At 73.1% G+C, this 17,084-nt stretch carries 12 protein-coding genes; 3 read left to right on the top strand and 9 right to left on the bottom strand.

What is annotated here, in order from left to right:
* Positions 1-2: 2 nt before the first annotated feature.
* Positions 3-1,481 (bottom strand): D-alanyl-D-alanine carboxypeptidase/D-alanyl-D-alanine endopeptidase, encoded by a 1,479-nt coding sequence (dacB, locus tag Pma05_RS13310; RefSeq protein ID WP_239312323.1) that lies wholly within the window; start codon positions 1,479-1,481, stop codon positions 3-5.
* Between the two features lie 530 nt (positions 1,482-2,011).
* Between dacB and Pma05_RS13305 the strand changes: the two genes are divergently transcribed.
* Positions 2,012-2,518 (top strand): inorganic diphosphatase, encoded by a 507-nt coding sequence (locus Pma05_RS13305; RefSeq protein ID WP_203857696.1) that lies wholly within the window; start codon positions 2,012-2,014, stop codon positions 2,516-2,518.
* 192 nt (positions 2,519-2,710) lie between these two features.
* Here Pma05_RS13305 and eccD read toward each other — a convergent pair whose 3' ends face one another.
* Positions 2,711-4,138 carry a type VII secretion integral membrane protein EccD gene (gene eccD, locus Pma05_RS13300; protein WP_203857695.1) on the bottom strand — a complete coding sequence of 476 codons (1,428 nt, stop codon included), beginning with the start codon at positions 4,136-4,138 and terminating at the stop codon, positions 2,711-2,713.
* Positions 4,139-4,452: 314 nt separating this feature from the next.
* Here eccD and eccCa point away from each other — a divergent pair, with 314 nt between their 5' ends.
* A complete protein-coding gene (eccCa, locus tag Pma05_RS13295) occupies positions 4,453-8,433 on the top strand; it encodes a type VII secretion protein EccCa (protein ID WP_203857694.1) in 3,981 nt (1,326 codons plus the stop codon).
* Positions 8,434-8,665: 232 nt separating this feature from the next.
* Complete coding sequence (gene mycP / locus Pma05_RS13290; protein ID WP_239312309.1) at positions 8,666-9,910, top strand: type VII secretion-associated serine protease mycosin; 1,245 nt, start codon at positions 8,666-8,668, stop codon at positions 9,908-9,910.
* 117 nt (positions 9,911-10,027) lie between these two features.
* On the opposite strand, the gene Pma05_RS13285 is transcribed toward mycP, so the two are convergent.
* From Pma05_RS13285 to Pma05_RS13255, 7 genes are all read right to left on the bottom strand, one after another.
* Positions 10,028-11,206: a MarP family serine protease gene (locus Pma05_RS13285; RefSeq protein ID WP_203857693.1), complete on the bottom strand. Its 1,179-nt coding sequence runs from the start codon at positions 11,204-11,206 to the stop codon at positions 10,028-10,030.
* 299 nt (positions 11,207-11,505) lie between these two features.
* Positions 11,506-12,222, bottom strand: coding sequence for an NUDIX hydrolase (locus Pma05_RS13280; protein WP_203857692.1), 717 nt, complete (start codon positions 12,220-12,222; stop codon positions 11,506-11,508).
* On the bottom strand, positions 12,219-12,962 hold the full coding sequence (locus Pma05_RS13275) for a TlpA family protein disulfide reductase (RefSeq protein WP_239312307.1): 744 nt from the start codon (positions 12,960-12,962) through the stop codon (positions 12,219-12,221). Before Pma05_RS13275 ends, Pma05_RS13280 begins: the two co-directional genes overlap by 4 nt.
* Entirely contained in the window at positions 12,959-13,753 is a 795-nt protein-coding gene (gene nth, locus Pma05_RS13270; RefSeq protein WP_239312321.1) for an endonuclease III, read from the bottom strand. Before nth ends, Pma05_RS13275 begins: the two co-directional genes overlap by 4 nt.
* A 304-nt stretch (positions 13,754-14,057) precedes the next feature.
* The gene (locus tag Pma05_RS13265; protein ID WP_203857690.1) at positions 14,058-15,257 is read right to left on the bottom strand and encodes a CapA family protein; all 1,200 of its coding nucleotides are present in this window, start codon (positions 15,255-15,257) and stop codon (positions 14,058-14,060) included.
* A gap of 151 nt (positions 15,258-15,408) precedes the next feature.
* Positions 15,409-16,494 (bottom strand): hypothetical protein, encoded by a 1,086-nt coding sequence (locus Pma05_RS13260; protein ID WP_203857689.1) that lies wholly within the window; start codon positions 16,492-16,494, stop codon positions 15,409-15,411.
* Positions 16,495-16,747: 253 nt separating this feature from the next.
* A partial coding sequence (locus Pma05_RS13255; protein WP_203857688.1) for an adenosylcobinamide amidohydrolase occupies positions 16,748-17,084 on the bottom strand: 337 nt, incomplete at its 5' end.

Genomic DNA, 17,084 nt, shown 5'->3' with positions numbered 1-17,084 from the left:
GGTCAGCGGCAGCCGCACCGGGCCAGGGTGGTGGCGATCCGGTCCAGCTCCGGCTGCGCCTCGTCCTGCCCCACCGGCACCTTGTTGGCAAGTACGGCGAAGGCCAGCAGCCGGCCGTCGGCGGTGGTCACCACGCCGGAGATCGCGTGCACCCCGCTCAGCGTGCCGGTCTTGGCCCGCACCACACCCGCGCCGGCCGTGGTCGCCTTCTCGCCGGACCGGTCGAACCGGTCGCTGAGCGTGCCCGACCAGGCCGCCACCGGCAGCCCGGGGAAGAGGTCGGCGAGTTCCGGCCGGGTCCGCTTGGCGGCCATCGTCAGCACGTCGGTCAGCAGGCTCGGGGTGACCCGGTTGGCCCGGGACAGCCCGCTGCCGTCGGCGAGCGCGCTCTCCGCCGCCGGCAGCCCGAGTTCGCCGACCATCTCGTCGACCGCCTCCGCCGCGCCGACGAACGAGGCCGGCTTGTCCCGGCTCAGCGCGACCTGCCGGGCCAGCGCCTCGGCCACCACGTTGTCGCTCTCCCGGAGCATGAACTCGACCAGCCGGATCATCGGCGGCGACTCGACCCGGCCCAGCTCGGTGCCGGCGCTCTGGGTACCGGGGCTGGCGCTGGCCGCCGCGGCCGGGGCGGTCGCGGCGGCTGCCGGCGCCTTGCCGATCACCACCGCCGAGTTGGGCAGCCCGAGCAGTTTGGCGAAGGCCCGTCCGGCCGCCTCGTCGGGCTTGGCGTACCGCTCCTGGCCCTTGCCCTTGTCCTCCGGGTCCTTCCGGGCGCCGTCGGTCATCAGCGCCGTGATCACCGCGCCGAACCCACCGGTGGGGATGTCCGAGTCCCAGTCCGGTTCGACGACCGGGCCGGGGAAGAGGCTTCCGTCGACGACCACCTTCGTCGGCGCGGTGCCGCCGAGCGCCTTCTTGACCTGGGTGGCGAGCCGGTCGAGCCGCCCGGCGCCCGGGTACCAGCCGGTGCCGTTCACCGCCAGCGTCGGGTCACCGGCACCGATGATCACCACCTCGCCCGGGCTCGCCCCGGCCACCACCCGGGTCGCGATCCGGTACGCCGGACCACGTGCCGCGAGTACGGCCGCCGCGGTGACCAGTTTGGTGGTCGACGCCGGGATGGTCGGGGTGTCCTGGCCGTTCTGGTAGAGCGCCTGCCCGGTGACCGCGTCGACGACGGAGATGTTCACCTCCTTGCCCAGCGCGGACGAGGTGAGCAGCGGGCTCAGCGCGGCCCGTACGCCCTCCGGGGTGGGTGCCGGAGCGTTCGCCCCGGCGGCGGCGAGTACGGGTGGTGGCGGCGGTTCGGTCGGGTCGACGGCACCGGGAGAGGCCGAGTCGTCCCCGCCCAGCCAGCCGTCCACCGGGCCGGGGCGGAGCACGGCCACCCCGGCGACCGCGAGCGCGAGCACCAGCACGGTGGCGAGTACGCCGAGCAGCCCGCCCCGGCGCCGACCGGTCGGCGGTACGCCGCCAGGCACCGCCCCACCGACGGTCACCCCCGCCGGCGGGCTGCCGGGTGGTGGCGTGCCAGGTGGGAGCGGGCGGTTGCCGGCGGCCGGCGTACCCGGTCCGCCCGGCGGGTCGCCGCCCGACCGGCCGGGCCAGGCCGGCGGCGCGGGCCGGGCCGACCAGGCGAGCGGGTCCGTCGACGGTCCGGGCGGGGGATTCGGGGTGTTCGAGGGCGGGATCGGTAGGCTGGTCGGCAGCGGCACGACGGCCCGGCCACGGACCGGCGGAGACGCGGCGGGCGGCTTGGGCCCGCTGGCCCCCGGCACCACCACGCGGCCCTGTGCCGGGTGCTCCGGCGGGTTCTCTCCGGTCAGGCCCGAGTGTGAATCTTCACTCCCCACCGGCCCCTCCTCCGCGTCGAATTCTGCCTAGGCGACACTACTTTGGTCCGAACACCGCACGGGGGCCGGCGCGGCAAGGTGAATCGCGAGATCACCCGCGCAGGTGCCCGCCGTTGTGGTTCCGTTGGCCAGCGCCGGCAAACGAGGGAGCGTGGAAGATGGATTTCGACGTCACGGTTGAGATCCCCAAGGGTCACCGCAACAAGTACGAGGTGGACCACGCGACCGGCCGGATCCGGCTGGACCGGACCCTCTTCACGTCGACCCAGTACCCGGCGGACTACGGTTTCATCGAAGGCACCCTCGGTGAGGACGGCGATCCCCTCGACGCTCTGGTGCTGGTACCCGAACCCACGTTTCCAGGTTGCCTCATCCGGTGCCGGACGATCGGCATGTTCCGGATGACGGACGAGAAGGGCGGCGACGACAAGGTCCTCTGCGTGCCGTACGAGGACCCGCGCCAGGAGCACCTGCGGGACATCCACCACCTCGGCGAGTTCGACCGGCTGGAGATCCAGCACTTCTTCGAGGTGTACAAGGACCTGGAGCCGGGCAAATCGGTCGAGGGTGCCACCTGGGTCGGCCGTACCGAGGCGGAGGCGGAGATCCGGACGTCCTACCGCCGGCACCAGGAAGCGGTCGAACGGGGCGAGTCGCCGCACTGACCCCACGGGCGACCGCACTGACCCAACGGGCGGCCAGGACGCCCACGACGACAGCAATCGGCCGGTGGTATCCCGTCAGGGACCACCGGCCGATTCGTCGATCACGAGGACCCGACCGTCGATCACGAGGACCCGGCCGTCGATCGCGAGGTCCCGGCCCGAGGCGGGACGGGCCGGGCCGGGCCGGGCCAGTCAGCCGAGCAGGCCCCGGGCCTGGGCGTAGAGGCCCAGTACGGCGCAGGCCACCGGCACCACCGCGATCACCATCAGGGTGTCGACGATGTCGGCCGTCCGGCCGAGGTAGGGCCCGGGCTCCCGCTTCGAGTAGGTCGCGCCGGCCCCGATCGTCACCAGGGCGAGCACCAGCCCGCCGGCGGTGAGCAGCAGCAGGCCGGTCTCCTGCATCCGGAACAGCAGGGCGATCCCGAGTACCACGGCGGAGCCCATCCCGGCCGCCATCAGCGGCACCCGCTGCCGGACCGTGACGAAGAGCCGGGACCGCAGCAGCAGGGCCGCCGCCGAGACCGCGACCATCAGCCGGCCGGAGAACCCGCCCGCGACCACCAGTACCAGCGCCGCCACCACGGCCAGTACGGCGTGCCCGACCAGCATCCCGGTGAGCATCTCCTCGGTCCGGGCGACCGCCGCGAAGACCCGTCCCCGGTCCGGCCGCTCCCGTACGCCGCTCGACACCGGGCTGGCCGCCGTGAATCCCTCCGCCGCCTCGGCACCGGTGGGCAGCGTGATCGGCGGCATCGGCAGCTTGCCGAACCGGATCGCCAGCAGCGGCAGCATGCCGATCGCGCAGACCAGTGCGGCCATCAGGATCGCGGCCGACCCGGCCGCCGAGATCACGAACCCGACCAGCGCGGTCAGCGCGCCGAGCAGCCCGACCGAGACACCGGCGGCGAAGACCCGCAGCCCGGCGGCGACCCCGACCATGCCGAGCACGGCGACCAGCAGCAGTGCGACCGAGCCGGCCAGCGCCTCCGGCGCACCGAGCCAGCCGATCCAGCCGATCACGCCCACCGGGTCACCGGAGGCGACCAGCAGGGCGCCGCCGAAGAAGGCGAACGGCATCGCGTACCCGCCGAGGGCGGCACCGGCGGTGGCGTCGCCGTACGCCCGGGAGGCCACCACCGCACTCAACGACAGCAGTACGGCCGCACCGAGCGCGACGAAGGCGCCCAGCTCCCACAACGTGCCGCCGCCGATCACCGCGAGCAGGCAGACGGCGAGCAGACCGCCGGCCGCGCTCAGCGTGCCGATCCGGGTGTTCCGGCCGGACCAGGCGCTGCCCCGGCGCCTCGCCCCGTCGGCGATCGCCTCCACCACGTCGTCGTATTCCAGCTCCGGCCACTGCGCCCGGGCCGGCACCAGGTGCAGCACGTCGCCGTCGCGTACCCCTTGTGGCAACAGGGCCTTGCCGGCGGCCAGCGGCTCGCCGTCGGTACGGCGCAGCAACCACCCGCCGTGCTTCTCCCCGTCGTCGGCCAGCCCCTCGCCCGCGTGCCGGAGAACTTCGGGCAGGAGTTCGGCCAGCGGCAGGTGTTCGGGCAGCGCGACGTCCACCCGTCGTTGCGGCGCGCTGATCGTGACGCGGGCGAGCCCGGTACTCATCGACAGTCCTCCATCGAAGGGGCAACCCATGGCTGCGCGGACGACCGCACTTTACCTAGGATGGGTCTCACTCGTCCGACCGAGCGCGATGACATTTGCGACGCGGGGGCGTCGGATGGCCCGCCGGGACGGTTCACCGCAACCGTCGGCGCGGCCTTAGGGGAGGTCTCAATGGACACGGATAGCCGGGGCCGGAGCGGCGGCGACCGCGCCGGACGTGCCCCTGAGCTCGACGTACGGCCGGGTGGCGGCTGGTCCGGGCGGGTGGGCGCCGATCGGCGGGACAGCGCGGAGCAGCGGGCGGGAGGCGACCGATGAGCACCGTCGTCATCAAGCGTCCGCCGCGCAGACCGGCGCCGGACATCCCGACCGGCGAACTCGCCGTCGAGCCGCCGCCGGAGATCCCGCAGGCGGCCGGCGGCAAGTGGCAGCAGATCATGATGGTACTGCCGATGCTCGGCGGCTCCGTCGCGATGGCGATGATGTTCGGCCGGGGCGGCGGCGCCTACTCGTACGTCGTCGGCGCGATGTTCGGCGTCTCCTCGCTCGCCATGGTGGCCTCCTCCTGGGGCAGCGCCTCGGGTTCGCCGAAGAAGTCCGAGATGATGCAGGCCCGCCGGGAATACCTCCGGCACCTGGCCACCCTGCGGCGCCGGGTCCGGGAGACCGCGTCGAAGCAGCGGGCCGGCCTCTTCTACCGGCATCCCGAACCGGCCCAGCTCTGGTCCACTGTGGGCAGCTACCGGGTCTGGGAACGGCGCCCCAGCGACGGCGACTTCGGTGTCGTCCGGGTCGCGGTCGGCCCGCAGACCCTGGCCACCCCGCTGGTGCCGCCGGTGACCCGGCCACTGGAGGACCTGGAGCCGATGACCGCCGGTGCGCTGCGCCGGTTCCTCGACGCCTACTCCGTGGTGCCGGACCTGCCGGTGGCGCTCTCCATCCGGGGTTTCGCCCGGGTCTTCGTCCGCAGCGCGCCCGGTCAGCGCGACCAGTCCCGCGAAGCGGCCGGCGGCGACCCGCAGGCGCTGGCCCGGGCGGTGCTGACCCAGCTCTCGGTCTTCCACGCCCCCGAGGAGCTGCTGATCGCGATCTGCGCCGGCCCGGAGCGCCGGGCCCGGTGGGAGTGGGCCAAGTGGCTGCCGCACACCCACCACCCGACCGCGGTAGACGCGCTCGGCCCGGTACGCCTGGTGGCCAGCTCCGCGGTCGAGCTGGAGAAGCTCATCGACGACGTGGTCGGCAACCGGTCCCGGTTCAGCCTCTCCGGCCCGGCGACCGACGGCCCGCACGTGATGATCGTGCTCGACGGCGGTGACCTCAACGGCGCCAGCTACCTGGCCGGGGACAGCGGCATCGACGCGGTCACCATCGTCGACCTGGACAGCCCGCCGCCCCGGCTGTTGGACCGGGCCATGCTGGTGCTGGAGACCGACGGCGGCCGACTGAACACCTACTCGATGGACGGGCAGGCCGAGGTCGGCACCCCCGACCGGCTCAGCGTCGAGGAGGCCGAGGCGGTCGCCCGCCGGCTCGCCCCGCTGCGGCTCGCCGCCGCCCAGAAGGGCTCCTCGGACGATTCGCTGGTCAAGGAGATGACCCTGGGCGAGCTGCTCGGGGTCGGCGACCCGGAGAACTTCAGCACCGTGCAGGGTTGGGCACCCCGGCCCAACCGGGACAAGCTGCGGGTACCGATCGGCGTCGGCGGCGACGGCGGCGTGGTCGACCTCGACCTCAAGGAGTCCGCGCAGGACGGCATGGGCCCGCACGGCCTGCTGATCGGTGCCACCGGTTCCGGCAAGTCCGAACTGCTGCGTACCCTCGTGCTCGGGCTGGCGGCCACGCACTCGTCCGAGGCGCTCAACTTCGTACTCGTCGACTTCAAGGGTGGTGCGACCTTCGCCTCGCTGGACCGGCTGCCGCACACCGCCGCCGTGATCACCAACCTCGCCGACGAGCTGCCACTGGTCGACCGGATGGTCGACGCGATCAACGGCGAGATGATCCGCCGGCAGGAGCTGCTCCGCAAGGCGGGCAACTACGCCAACCTGAAGGACTACGACAAGGCCCGCTCCGGCGGGGCCGCGCTGGCACCGCTCCCCTCGCTGCTGATCATCTGTGACGAGTTCTCCGAGCTGCTCAGCGCCAAGCCGGACTTCATCGACCTCTTCGTGCAGATCGGTCGACTGGGCCGGTCGCTCGGGGTGCACCTGCTGCTCGCCTCGCAGCGGCTGGAGGAGGGCCGGCTGCGCGGGCTGGACACGCACCTGTCGTACCGGATCGGTCTGCGGACCTTCTCCGCGCTGGAGTCCCGGGCGGTGCTGGGCGTGCCGGACGCGTACGAGCTGCCCCGGGCGCCGGGGCACGGCTACCTGAAGTTCGGTACCGAGCCGCTGGTCCGGTTCAAGGCGGCGTACGTCTCCGGTCCGTACCAGAAGACCGCCGTGGGTGGGCCGGGCGCGCAGGGCTACACCGGCCCCCTGCTGCTGTCGTACTCGACGCACTTCGTGCCGGTGCCGAAACCGGTGGTGCAGGCCACCCCGAAGCCGGCCCCGGAGGACCCCACGGCGGAGAGCCTGCTCGACGTGATGGTCTCCCGGCTGGTCGGCCAGGGCCCGCCGGCCCACCAGGTGTGGCTGCCGCCGCTGTCCCAGGCCCCGGCGCTGGACGAGATCCTCGGCCCGGTGGTCACCGACCCGTCCCGGGGGCTCACCTTCGGCAACCCCGAGCTGCACGGCGCGCTCCAGGTGCCGGTCGCGATGATCGACAAGCCGTTCGAGCAGCGCCGTGACCTGCTCTGGCTCTCCCTGGAGGGCGGTGCCGGGCACGTCGCGGTGGCCGGCGGTCCGCAGTCCGGCAAGTCGAGCCTGCTGCGCACCATGATCTGCGGGCTGGCGCTCACCCACACCCCGGCCGAGGTGCAGGTCTACTGCCTCGACTTCGGTGGTGGCTCGCTCGCCGCGCTGCGCGACCTGCCGCACGTCGGCGGGGTCGCCGGGCGCTCCGAGGCGGCGGCGGTGCGGCGTACCGTCGGCGAGATCGCCACCCTGCTCAACGAGCGCGAGCAGCGCTTCGCCGAGCTGGGCGTGGAGTCGATGCCGGCGTACCGGAAGCGGCGCGCCTCGGCCGGCGGTGTCGGGGTCGGCGCGGACCCGTTCGGTGACGTGTTCCTGGTCATCGACGGCTGGCCCACCCTGCGCGGCGAGTACGACGACCTGGAGCCCCTGGTCACCGACATCGCCACCCGGGGCCTCTCGTACGGCGTGCACGTGGTCGCGGCGGCGCCCCGCTGGATGGACTTCCGGCCGGCGATCCGGGACCTCTTCGGCTCCCGGCTGGAGCTGCGGCTCGGTGACCCCACCGACTCGATCGTCTCCCGCAAGGCGGCGGCGAACGTGCCGGAGAAGACGCCGGGTCGCGGTATCACCGCCGAGAGCCTGCACTTCCTGACCGTCATGCCGGAGCTGTCCAGCCTGAGTGGCGGGCAGACCCAGGCGCTGGTGAAGGCGGTCGCCGGCAACTGGAGCGGCGCACCGGCCCCCCGGGTCCGGCTGCTCCCGCCGGTGTTGCCCTACGCCGACCTGGACGTCGCCGGTGCGGCCGGCCTGCGGCTGCCGATCGGCATCTCCGAGGCGGACCTCCAGCAGGTGGCGGTCGACTTCGCCTCCGAGCCGCACTTCCTGCTCTTCGGCGACGCCGAGTGCGGCAAGTCGTCCTTCCTGCGGGCCCTGGCGACCTCGATCACCAGCCGGTACACCCCGGAGCAGGCCCGGATCATCCTGGTCGACTTCCGGCGCAGCCTGTTGGGCGTGATCCAGTCCGACCACCTGATCGGGTACGGCACCGCCGCCCAGGCGACCAGCGAGCTGATCGAGTCGGTTGCCGGCTACATGCAGCGCCGGTTGCCCGGACCGGACGTCACCCCGCAGCAGTTGCGGGACCGCTCCTGGTGGACCGGGCCGGAGTTGTTCGTACTCGTCGACGACTACGACCTGGTCGCCACCGGCCCGAACAACCCGCTGCTGCCGCTGGTGGAATACCTCCCCCAGGCCCGGGACGTCGGCCTGCACGTGGTGCTGACCCGGCGTTCGGGTGGCGCCGGCCGGTCGCTCTACGAGCCGATCATCCAGCGCCTCCGGGAACTCTCCTCCCCGGGTCTGGTGATGTCCGGCAGCAAGGACGAGGGCGCCCTGATCGGCTCGGTACGCCCCGGCCCGATGCCGCCCGGCCGAGGTCGGCTGGTGACCCGGAAGGAAGGCATCCGGCTGGTGCAGCTCGCCTACCTGCCGGCTAGCTGATCTTTTCGTCTCCCGCCGAGGGCCCGACCTACCTGATCACCCGGGTGGTCGGGCCCTCGGTCTCGGGGCGGTGGACAGTGGATCTCGGATCGGTTGCAAAGTTTCACCACGCGACAGGGGTGAAACGGGGTAACCTCCGTGCATCATGTGTCCCCCGGGGTGAAATGACCATGCTGTGACCAGGCTGCCGCATATACACGAACGTGCTGTCGCCCGAGTCGCCGGAGCGGCGTTGCTCGCCACGGCCGGGGTCGCCGGAGCGCTGTTCGGTCCGCGTCCGGCACCGGCGACGGCCGCCGTGCCGGCGCCGCCGGTCAGCCTGCCCGTGCTGGCCGACTCGGTGCGGGACGAGCAGTGGCAGTTGGACGAGTTCAACTCCACGGCGGTCTGGAAGATCGCCGCCGGCAAGGGCGTCACGGTGGCGGTGGTCGACTCCGGGGTCGACGCCTCGCACGAGGACCTCGCCGGGCAGGTGCTGCCCGGCATCGACCTGGTCGAGGGGAGCGGCAACGGGCAGACCGACCCGGTCGGGCACGGCACCACCGTCGCCGCACTGATCGCCGGCCGCAACGACGACACCCGAGGGGTGGCCGGGCTCGCCCCCAAAGCCAAGATCCTGCCGGTCCGGGTACTCGACGAGGAGAACCGCTACGACGACGCGCTGATCGTGGCGAAGGGCGTACGGTGGGCGGTCGACAACGGCGCCCAGGTGGTGAACCTGTCGCTGGGCGGTACCGGGGAGAGCCCCGCGCTCGCGGCAGCCCTCGACTACGCCTCCGCCCGGGACGTGGTCGTCGTCGCCTGCACCGGCAACCTGGGATCGTCCGCCGGCAAACGGGTCTGGTATCCGGCCCGCGAGCCGGGCGTGGTCGCGGTGGCGGGCCTGGAACGCGAGAGCGACGCGCTCTGGTCGGGCTCGATCACCGGCCCGGAGACCGTGCTCTCCGCCCCGGCCACCGGCCTCACCGGCGCCCGGCCCGGCGGTTACTGGCGGGTCCAGGGCACCAGCTTCGCCGCGCCGCTGGTGGCCGCGGCGGCGGCCCTGGTCAGGTCACACTGGCCGAAGATGTCCGCCGGTGACGTGGTCAACCGCCTCATCAACACCGCTCGGGACGTCGGGCCGTCCGGCCGGGACGACCGGTTCGGCTTCGGGGTCGTCGATCCGATCGCCGCGCTGAACGGCGAGGTGTCGAGCGTACGGAGCAATCCGCTGGACGACGGCGCGGCACCGCCCGGCGTCGCCGGCTTCGGCTCGGCGCCCGGCCAGGAGTCGACCGCACCGCCGGCCACCAACGGGCCGGAGACCGTGGGTACGGCGGCGTCCGGCCGCTCGTCCGACTGGACCGCGCAGGCGGCGGGCCACCAGGTCAGCCATCCGCTGCCCGGGCTCTGGAGCGGCGGCGGCATCCTCTTCCTCATGGTGGTCGCCGGGGCGGTGCTGGTGGTCCGGCGCCGATTCCACCGCGACCACCCCTGAACCGGCACCACGCGGGCGGCGGCGTTTCCAGGCCGCCGGTTCCCCGTCCCCTGGCCCCGGTCCCCGGTCCCGTCCCCGATCAGGTGCAGGCGTCGGGTGCAGGCTCGGGTGCAGGCGTCAGGTGCAGGCGCCGGTGTTGGTGACCCGGGTCCGGTCCAGCCCGGTGCTGGCGGTGGAGCGGGCCTCGTCGGCCGTCACCGCGAAGCCGGTGTTCGGGTCGTCGGCCGCCGCCGCGAAGATCACCCCGAGTACCTGGCCGTCCGGGGCCACCAGCGGGCCGCCGGAGTTGCCGCTCCGGACCAGACCCCGGATCGTGTAGATCTCCCGGTTGACCCGCCCCGACTCGTAGATGTCCGGACCGGCGATCTCGCCGACGTCGCGGATCCGGGCGGGCTGGGCGTTGTAGGGCCCGTCCAGCGGGAACCCGAGCACGATGGCGTCGTCCTCGATCGCCGCCTCACCGGTGGCGAACCGCATCACCGGGGCGGACATCTCCGGGACGTAGAGCACCGCGAGGTCGCGGTCCGGGTCGTAGACGACGACTCGGGCACTGTGCCGCTCGCCGGCCACCTCGACCTGGACACTCCGGGTGCCGGCCACCACGTGCGCGTTGGTCATCACCCGGTTCTCGGCGTACACGAAACCGGAACCCTCGATCCGCCGGGAGCAACTGGGTGCGTTGCCGAGCACCTTGACGACCGAGCGTCGACCGTTCACCACCACCTGCGAGCCGGCCAGTGCCGGGTCGGGCGAGGCCACCTCCCGGGACCGGGTCGGGGTCAGCCCGCCGAACACGTCCGGGAAGCCGTTGGTGTCGACCGTGTCCCGCAGCGCCCGGGACAGCGCCTGCGCCTCCGGCGGCAGCACCCGGTCCACCACGGTCAGCAGCGCGCTGTTCCGGACCGCGCTGGCCAGCCAGGGCAGCGAGGAGGAGGCCAGCGGGACGGCCACCAGCCAGGCCACCAGGAGTACGGCGAACAGCGAGACCAGCGCACCGCCGACGTCGTCGGCCGTCCGGCCGGCCTGGCTGGTGATGGCGTGCCGCAGGTGTGAGCCGAGCCAGCCGGCGAGGGCCTGGCCGAGTACCGCCAGACCGAAGATCGAGACCAGCGCGACCACGACCCGGGTCGAGTTGCTGGTGAACTGCTCGGCAAGGAGCGGGCCGACCTGCAACCCGATCAGGGCGCCGCCGAAGAAGCCGGTGAAGGAGAGCAGACCGATGACGAATCCCTGCCGGTAGCCGCTGATCGCGAACAGCAACATGAGCAGGATCAGGACCACATCCACCACCGACACCCGTTAAGGGTACGGGGGAGAACTGGGAATGGCCTGGGCCACCGGCGCTTGACGCCGAATCAGTTTCCACACCACCCGCCGCGAACTTCCCGCACCACCCGCTCCCGAGCTGTGCACCACCCCGTCGACCAGGGCGGACGCCTCAGCTCAGCGCGCCGGACGGCCGGGCTCAGTTCGGCAGGCCGGACGCCGCCTCAGCTCGGCAGGCCCGCCGGTCGGGTCAGCTCGGCAGGGCGGCCGGTCGGTCGGTTCAGCTCGGCAGGCCGCCCGGCTCAGCTCGGCGGGGCGGGGCGGTCGGGTCAGGAGGGTGTCGCCGGGCCGGTCAGTTCGTCCGCCTCGTCGGGCTGCTCGGTGCCGGGCGCGGGGCTCGGTGGCGGGCTCGTCGGCGGCAGGTCGAGGATCCGGTCCTGCGGCCAGGGCCGCGCCCAGCCGGCCATCTCCAGCAGTGCGGCGAGCACCCCGGCGGTGAAGCCCCAGACCAGCATGCCCCGGGACTGGAAGGCCGGGCCGATCCAGCCGCTGGGATGGCGTACCCGGACCCGGTTGGCCGGATCGACGAGTTCGGTGATCGGCAGCCGGGCGACGTGCGCCACCTCGGCCGGCTCGCGGGAGTGCACCGGGTGCGGCCGGTGCCACCAGGCGAGTACCGGGGTGACCACGAAGTCGCTGACCGGAATCCAGAGCCGGGGAAGCTGGGCCAGCACGGTGACGCTGGTCGGGTCGAGGCCGACCTCCTCGTGCGCCTCCCGCAGGGCGGTCGCCGACGCGTCCTCGTCGTCCGGGTCACATGCCCCGCCGGGAAAGGCCGGCTGCCCGGCATGGGTACGCAGGGTCGCGGCCCGTTGCAGGATCAGCACGTCGAGCCCGTGCTCCGGCTGCTCGCCGAGGAGCACCAGTACGGCACTGGCCCGCCCGCCGTCGACCGGGGTGCGTACCCGGGTGAAGTCCTCGGTACGGGCCGACCGGACCCGGGTGAGCAGCGGCTCGCACCACGCCGGAAGTTCGGGCTCGGTCACGACGGCACCGCCACCCCCAGATGCCGCTGGGTCAGCGTGGCCAGCTCGGCGTCGTCGAGGGCACCGGTCTCGTCCCGGTGCCGGATCCGCCCCTCGGCGTCCACGAAGAGCGTGACCGGCAGTACGGCCCGGCCACCCAGCCCGGTCAGCAGCTTCTTGTCGCGGTCGTAGAGGCTGGGAAACTCCAGCCCGTAGTCCTCGCCGATCGACTGGGCGGCGGACCGGGCGTCGCCGCTGTTCACCCCGACCACCCGGAGCCGGTCGCCGGCCCGCTCGGCGAGCCGCTGGAAGGCGGGCAGCTCCTTGCGGCAGGGCGCGCACCACGACGCCCACAGGTTGAGCACGGCCGGCCCGCGCAACTCGCCGACGGCGACCTCGCCGGTCCCGACGAAGCAGGGCAGACTCAGCGCCGGCAACGACCGTCCCGACCCCGGCGCCGAGCCCGCCGGCACGCTGGTGGGCGTGCCGGTCGAACCGGCCGGAGTCTTCGTGGGCGTGCCGGTCGAGCCGGCCGGGGTGCTGGCGGTCGAACCGGCCGGGGTGCTCGTGGTCGAGCCGGGCGGGGTGCTGGTGGGTGCGGCGAGCGGGGTGGTCAGGGCGGCGCAGTCGGCGAAGGCGGCCGTCGTGGCGTTCTCGCCACCCGGTGCCGGGTCGGCCTGCTGCTCCGCGTCCGGCCCGGTACAGGCGGTGCCGAGCAACACCAGCGCCAGCAGCGGCCCGCCGAGTGCCAGCCGCTTCACGGGGTGTCGCCGACGGCGGCGGTCGCCGGCACCAGGTCGGGATCGACCCCGGCCTGCACCGCCAGCTCGCGGGCCCGGGGGCCCTTGAGCAGTTTCGCGGCGGCGGCCGGGTCGGTCGGGCCGATGCCGTAGGAGGGGCAGAGCCGGGCCAGGGTACAGGCGCCGCAGGCGGGCTTGCGGGCGTGACAGACCCGCCGGCCGTGGAAGATCACCCGATGCGAGAGCATCGTCCAGTCGCGCCGCTCGAAGAGTGCCCCGACGGCGTGCTCGATCTTGACCGGGTCGGTCTCGGTGGTCAGCTCCCACCGGTGCACCAGCCGGTCGAAGTGGGTGTCGACGGTTATCCCGGGCACTCCGAAGGCGTTGCCGAGGATGACGTTGGCGGTCTTGCGGCCGATCCCGGGCAGGGTCACCAGGTCGGCCATCCGGCGGGGCACCTGGCCGTCGTACCGCTCGACGAGTTGCTGGCCGAGGTTGATCAAGGAGTTGGTCTTGTTCCGGAAGAAGCCGGTGGGCCGGATCATCTCCTCCAGCTCGGCCCGGTCCGCCCCGGCGTAGTCGGCCGCCGTCGGATAGCGGGCGAACAGCTTGGGCGTCACCTCGTTGACCCGCTGGTCGGTGCACTGCGCGGAGAGGATGGTCGCCACCGCCAGTTGCAGCGGACCCTGGTGGTTGAGCTCGCAGTGTGCGTCGGGGTGCGTCTCGGTCAGCATCCGGCCGATCCGCCGGGCCCGCCGCTTGCGGCCGAGCTCGGATTCGACGGTACGCCGGGTCGGCCGCGCCGCCCGGATCGCCCGGGTCGCCTCGCCGGGCGCGACTCCCACCCCGGTCTCCACGGAGTCGTCTCTGGCACTCACGCCGGCCAGCCTACGTCGCGGCGCCGACATCGACGCCGGGGAGCCCGACCCGGCCGAACCCTGGGAAGCTCACCCGCCCCGCCCCGCCCCGCCCGTTACGCCGCAGCCCCGCCCCAGCCTGTCGCGCACTGCCTGCCGCGCACTGCCTGCGCGCGCCCGGGGTGGCCAGTTCGGCGTGGCCAGTTCGGCGCCCGGCTCAGCTCGCTCCGCCCCCGCGTCAGCTCGCGGCGGCGCCGGCTCAGCTCGCGGCGGCCGGTGGGGTGATCTTGCCGTCCGCGGCCACCCGGGCGCCGGTCTTCGGGAAATCGGACTTGCAGAGGTCCTGGACGAGCCCGGCGGCCCGCCGCTCCGAGTCCATCGTCGGCTTACCCGCGCCGTTCATGTACGTCGAGATGAGCTGCCCGCCCGACCACTCGCCCTCGGCGGTCAGAGAGACCTTGAGTACGGCTCCCCAGCCGAGCCGGCCGTTGTTGCTGAGCGTCCCCTCGCCACCGGCGAAGTTGCCGAGGCTGTACGCGATCAGTCGCCCCTTGTAGAACTCCAGCGCCCGCATCACGTGCGGCCCGTGCCCGACCACCAGATCGGCACCGGCGTCGATCATCGAGTGCGAGAACTTGATCGGGTCGCCCCGGTTCTCGCCCAGGAACATCTCGGTACCCGGCCGGACCCGGGTCTTCTCCGAGCCCTCACCGCCCATGTGCACCTGCACGACGACCAGGTCCGCCATGGTGGCGGCCTTCTGGATCACCTTCTTCGCCGAGCTGATGTCGACCAGGCTGTTGGACCAGACGTACGACGAGAAGCCGGCGACTGCCACCTTGACGCCCTCGACGTCGACCACGGTGATCTGGTTGGGCGCGCCGGTGTGCTGGAGGTCGTACTTCTCCAGCGCCTCCTGGGTGTTCTCGTAGCCGGCCTTGCCGTAGTCGTACCCGTGGTTGTTGGCCTGGTTCAGCAGCTCGAAGCCGGCCTCCTTGAGATGCGCCGCGTACGACGGCGGGGCCCGGAACTGGTGGCAGCGGGTGGAGTTGGCGCCGCACTTGGAGGTGCCGGTGTCGTCGGTCAGCGGCTCTTCCAGGTTGCCCATCACCAGGTCGGCGGCGAGCGCCTTCTTGACCGAGTTGAAGAAGCCCTTGCCACCGTTGGCCGGCAACCGCCCCGGGGCGTTGCCCATCACGATGTCGCCGGTGGCGGACAGGGAGATGACCTTCGGTTCCGGCTCGCCGGTCGGGGACGGGTCGGCGGAGGCGGAGCCGGCGGCGCTCGGCGCGGTCTGCGGCCCGGCCGGGTCGTCGCCGAGCATGTTGAAGGCCGCCACTCCGGCCACGCCCGTACCGAGAAGCACGGCGAGGACCGCGGTGACGACAAGGGCGGTCCGGCCGGCACTGCGGGGTGCCCGGCGGGACCTGGGTGTGGTCGGCGGGTTGGTGTCGTACATCGCTGGGTGACAGTACCGGGATCGGGCATCCGGGGCGACCGCCCAACCGGCCGATGTTGCCTCGCCGCCTGTTTGGCCGCCGGACGGGTCGGCACCGGGGCGGGCCCGGAGGGTCCGCGACCAGCGCGTTCCGTCGACTACACCGGAGCCGTCACTTCAGGGTGATGGTGCCGGTGTTGCGGGTGTCGCGCCGCTCGAACCCCGCCTTGCTGCCGTCCTCCGCGGTGACGGTGGCCCGGGTGCGGTAGGTCACCGACAGCTTCCGCGTCTTCGCCGGCACCTCGAACGACTCGGACCAGGTGATCGGCACCGTCAGCGTCGAACCCGGCGCCTGGTAGTTGGGCACCGACATCGTCGTACCGGCCGGGACCCGGAGGACCTGCCCGGCGGCGGTCCGGATGGTCAGGCTCCGCGACAGATCGATCTTGAACCTGACCCGGGTCGGGTTGGCGTTCAGCTTCACGCTGACCTGCGCCCAGAGGGTGCCGTCCGGGGCCGCGCCCCGCTTCTCGTCGTACCGGCGCAGTTCGACATCGACATCGACGTCGACCAGGGCGTCCCAACCGAGGCCCGGGTCGCGGCGGGGGACGGCGATGTAGTCGGCCAGCCGGGCCGAACCCGAGGCGACCGCCCGGTCGTCCGTCGGGGGCGCGGACGTCCTCGGCGCCACCGGCTCCGGCGACGGTCCGACAAGTTTTCCGGTACGCATGCTGATCGACTGGGTCTGCCCGCCCTCGGTGACGGCGAGGGTGGCGTCCGCCCCTCCCGGTACCGACACGACGACGACGCTGTTCGGCAGCAGCGCCGTCTCGCCGAGTTCCCGGGCCTCGCCGTCCACCAGCACGGCCGCCTTCGGAAACCGGTTGGAGAGACGACGCTTGGGCTGCTCGGGCTCGGTCAGGTGGACCATCAGGAACTCCCGGCCCGCACCGGCCAGCCAGGGCGGAGCCTGCGCCTGGCCCCGCAGGTGCAGTTCCCGGACCGCCTCCTCGGTCAGCTTGGTCGCCACCCCGTAACGACTCAGCGCCACCTCGTACTCCGCGCCGACGAGTACGGCGTCCTCGGGAAACTCCCACGAATTGAGTTCCAGGTCGCCGAACGGATCCGACAGCCGGGACGTGCCCTCGACGACGAAGGTGTCGGGGACCGGAAGCAGTTCGGGTTCGTCGGCACCGCCACAGCCGACCGTCCCGCCGCTCAACGCGAGTATCAGCAGGATGCCGCCGAGTCGTCGCATCGAATCGCTCCCCCGTACCGCCGCCGTGTCAACCAGATCGACGTGAGTCATGATGGCCCACGCAAGCTACCGTCGCAGCCCCACCCGGCGAACGGCCGTTGCGGTCAGCACCGGGTCCCGTCCGGCATGTCGACCTCCGGCCGACCACCGCCTCGACCTCCGCTTCCGGCAGCACGGGGTCCGGCTTCGACAGCGCAGGGTCCGGTTCCGGCAGCACGGGGTCCGGTTCCGGTGGCAGGTGGCACGGCGGCGTTCACCGCTGCGACCAGGGGACGGTCGGCCGGGCACCGCCGGCACGTACCGCCCGGCGGGCAGCGCGGGCCAGCGGGGCACCCCAGCGCGACCGTGGGCCGCCGTAGGGGGCGGCAGGGCCGTCCGGCGGGCAGAGCACGGTCACCGCGTCGGTGGCGGTACCGGTGCCCGGCAGGCCCAGCTCGCGCAACGCCTGCGCCTTCGCCTCGGTGATCGTCGCGACGGCGTTGACCAGGGCAGCGTCGCCGAGGCGCTCCGGCAACAGCGCGACAATGTTGACCGTGCCGACCGGATTGACCCTGCCGACCGATGCCGATGCCGATGCCGATCCCGGGTCC

The organism is Plantactinospora mayteni (assembly GCF_016862935.1).
Taxonomy (GTDB): Bacteria; Actinomycetota; Actinomycetes; order Mycobacteriales; family Micromonosporaceae; genus Plantactinospora; species Plantactinospora mayteni.
This window is presented reverse-complemented; position numbering and strand designations above follow the sequence as displayed.

What these genes read in the sequence shown, in the direction of transcription:
- Pma05_RS13305 (WP_203857696.1), top strand. Translation starts at nt 2,012, where the DNA reads ATGGATTTCGACGTCACGGTTGAGATCCCCAAGGGTCACCGCAACAAG.
- eccD (WP_203857695.1), bottom strand. Translation starts at nt 4,138, where the DNA reads ATGAGTACCGGGCTCGCCCGCGTCACGATCAGCGCGCCGCAACGACGG.
- eccCa (WP_203857694.1), top strand. Translation starts at nt 4,453, where the DNA reads ATGAGCACCGTCGTCATCAAGCGTCCGCCGCGCAGACCGGCGCCGGAC.
- Pma05_RS13265 (WP_203857690.1), bottom strand. Translation starts at nt 15,257, where the DNA reads ATGTACGACACCAACCCGCCGACCACACCCAGGTCCCGCCGGGCACCC.
- Pma05_RS13260 (WP_203857689.1), bottom strand. Translation starts at nt 16,494, where the DNA reads ATGCGACGACTCGGCGGCATCCTGCTGATACTCGCGTTGAGCGGCGGG.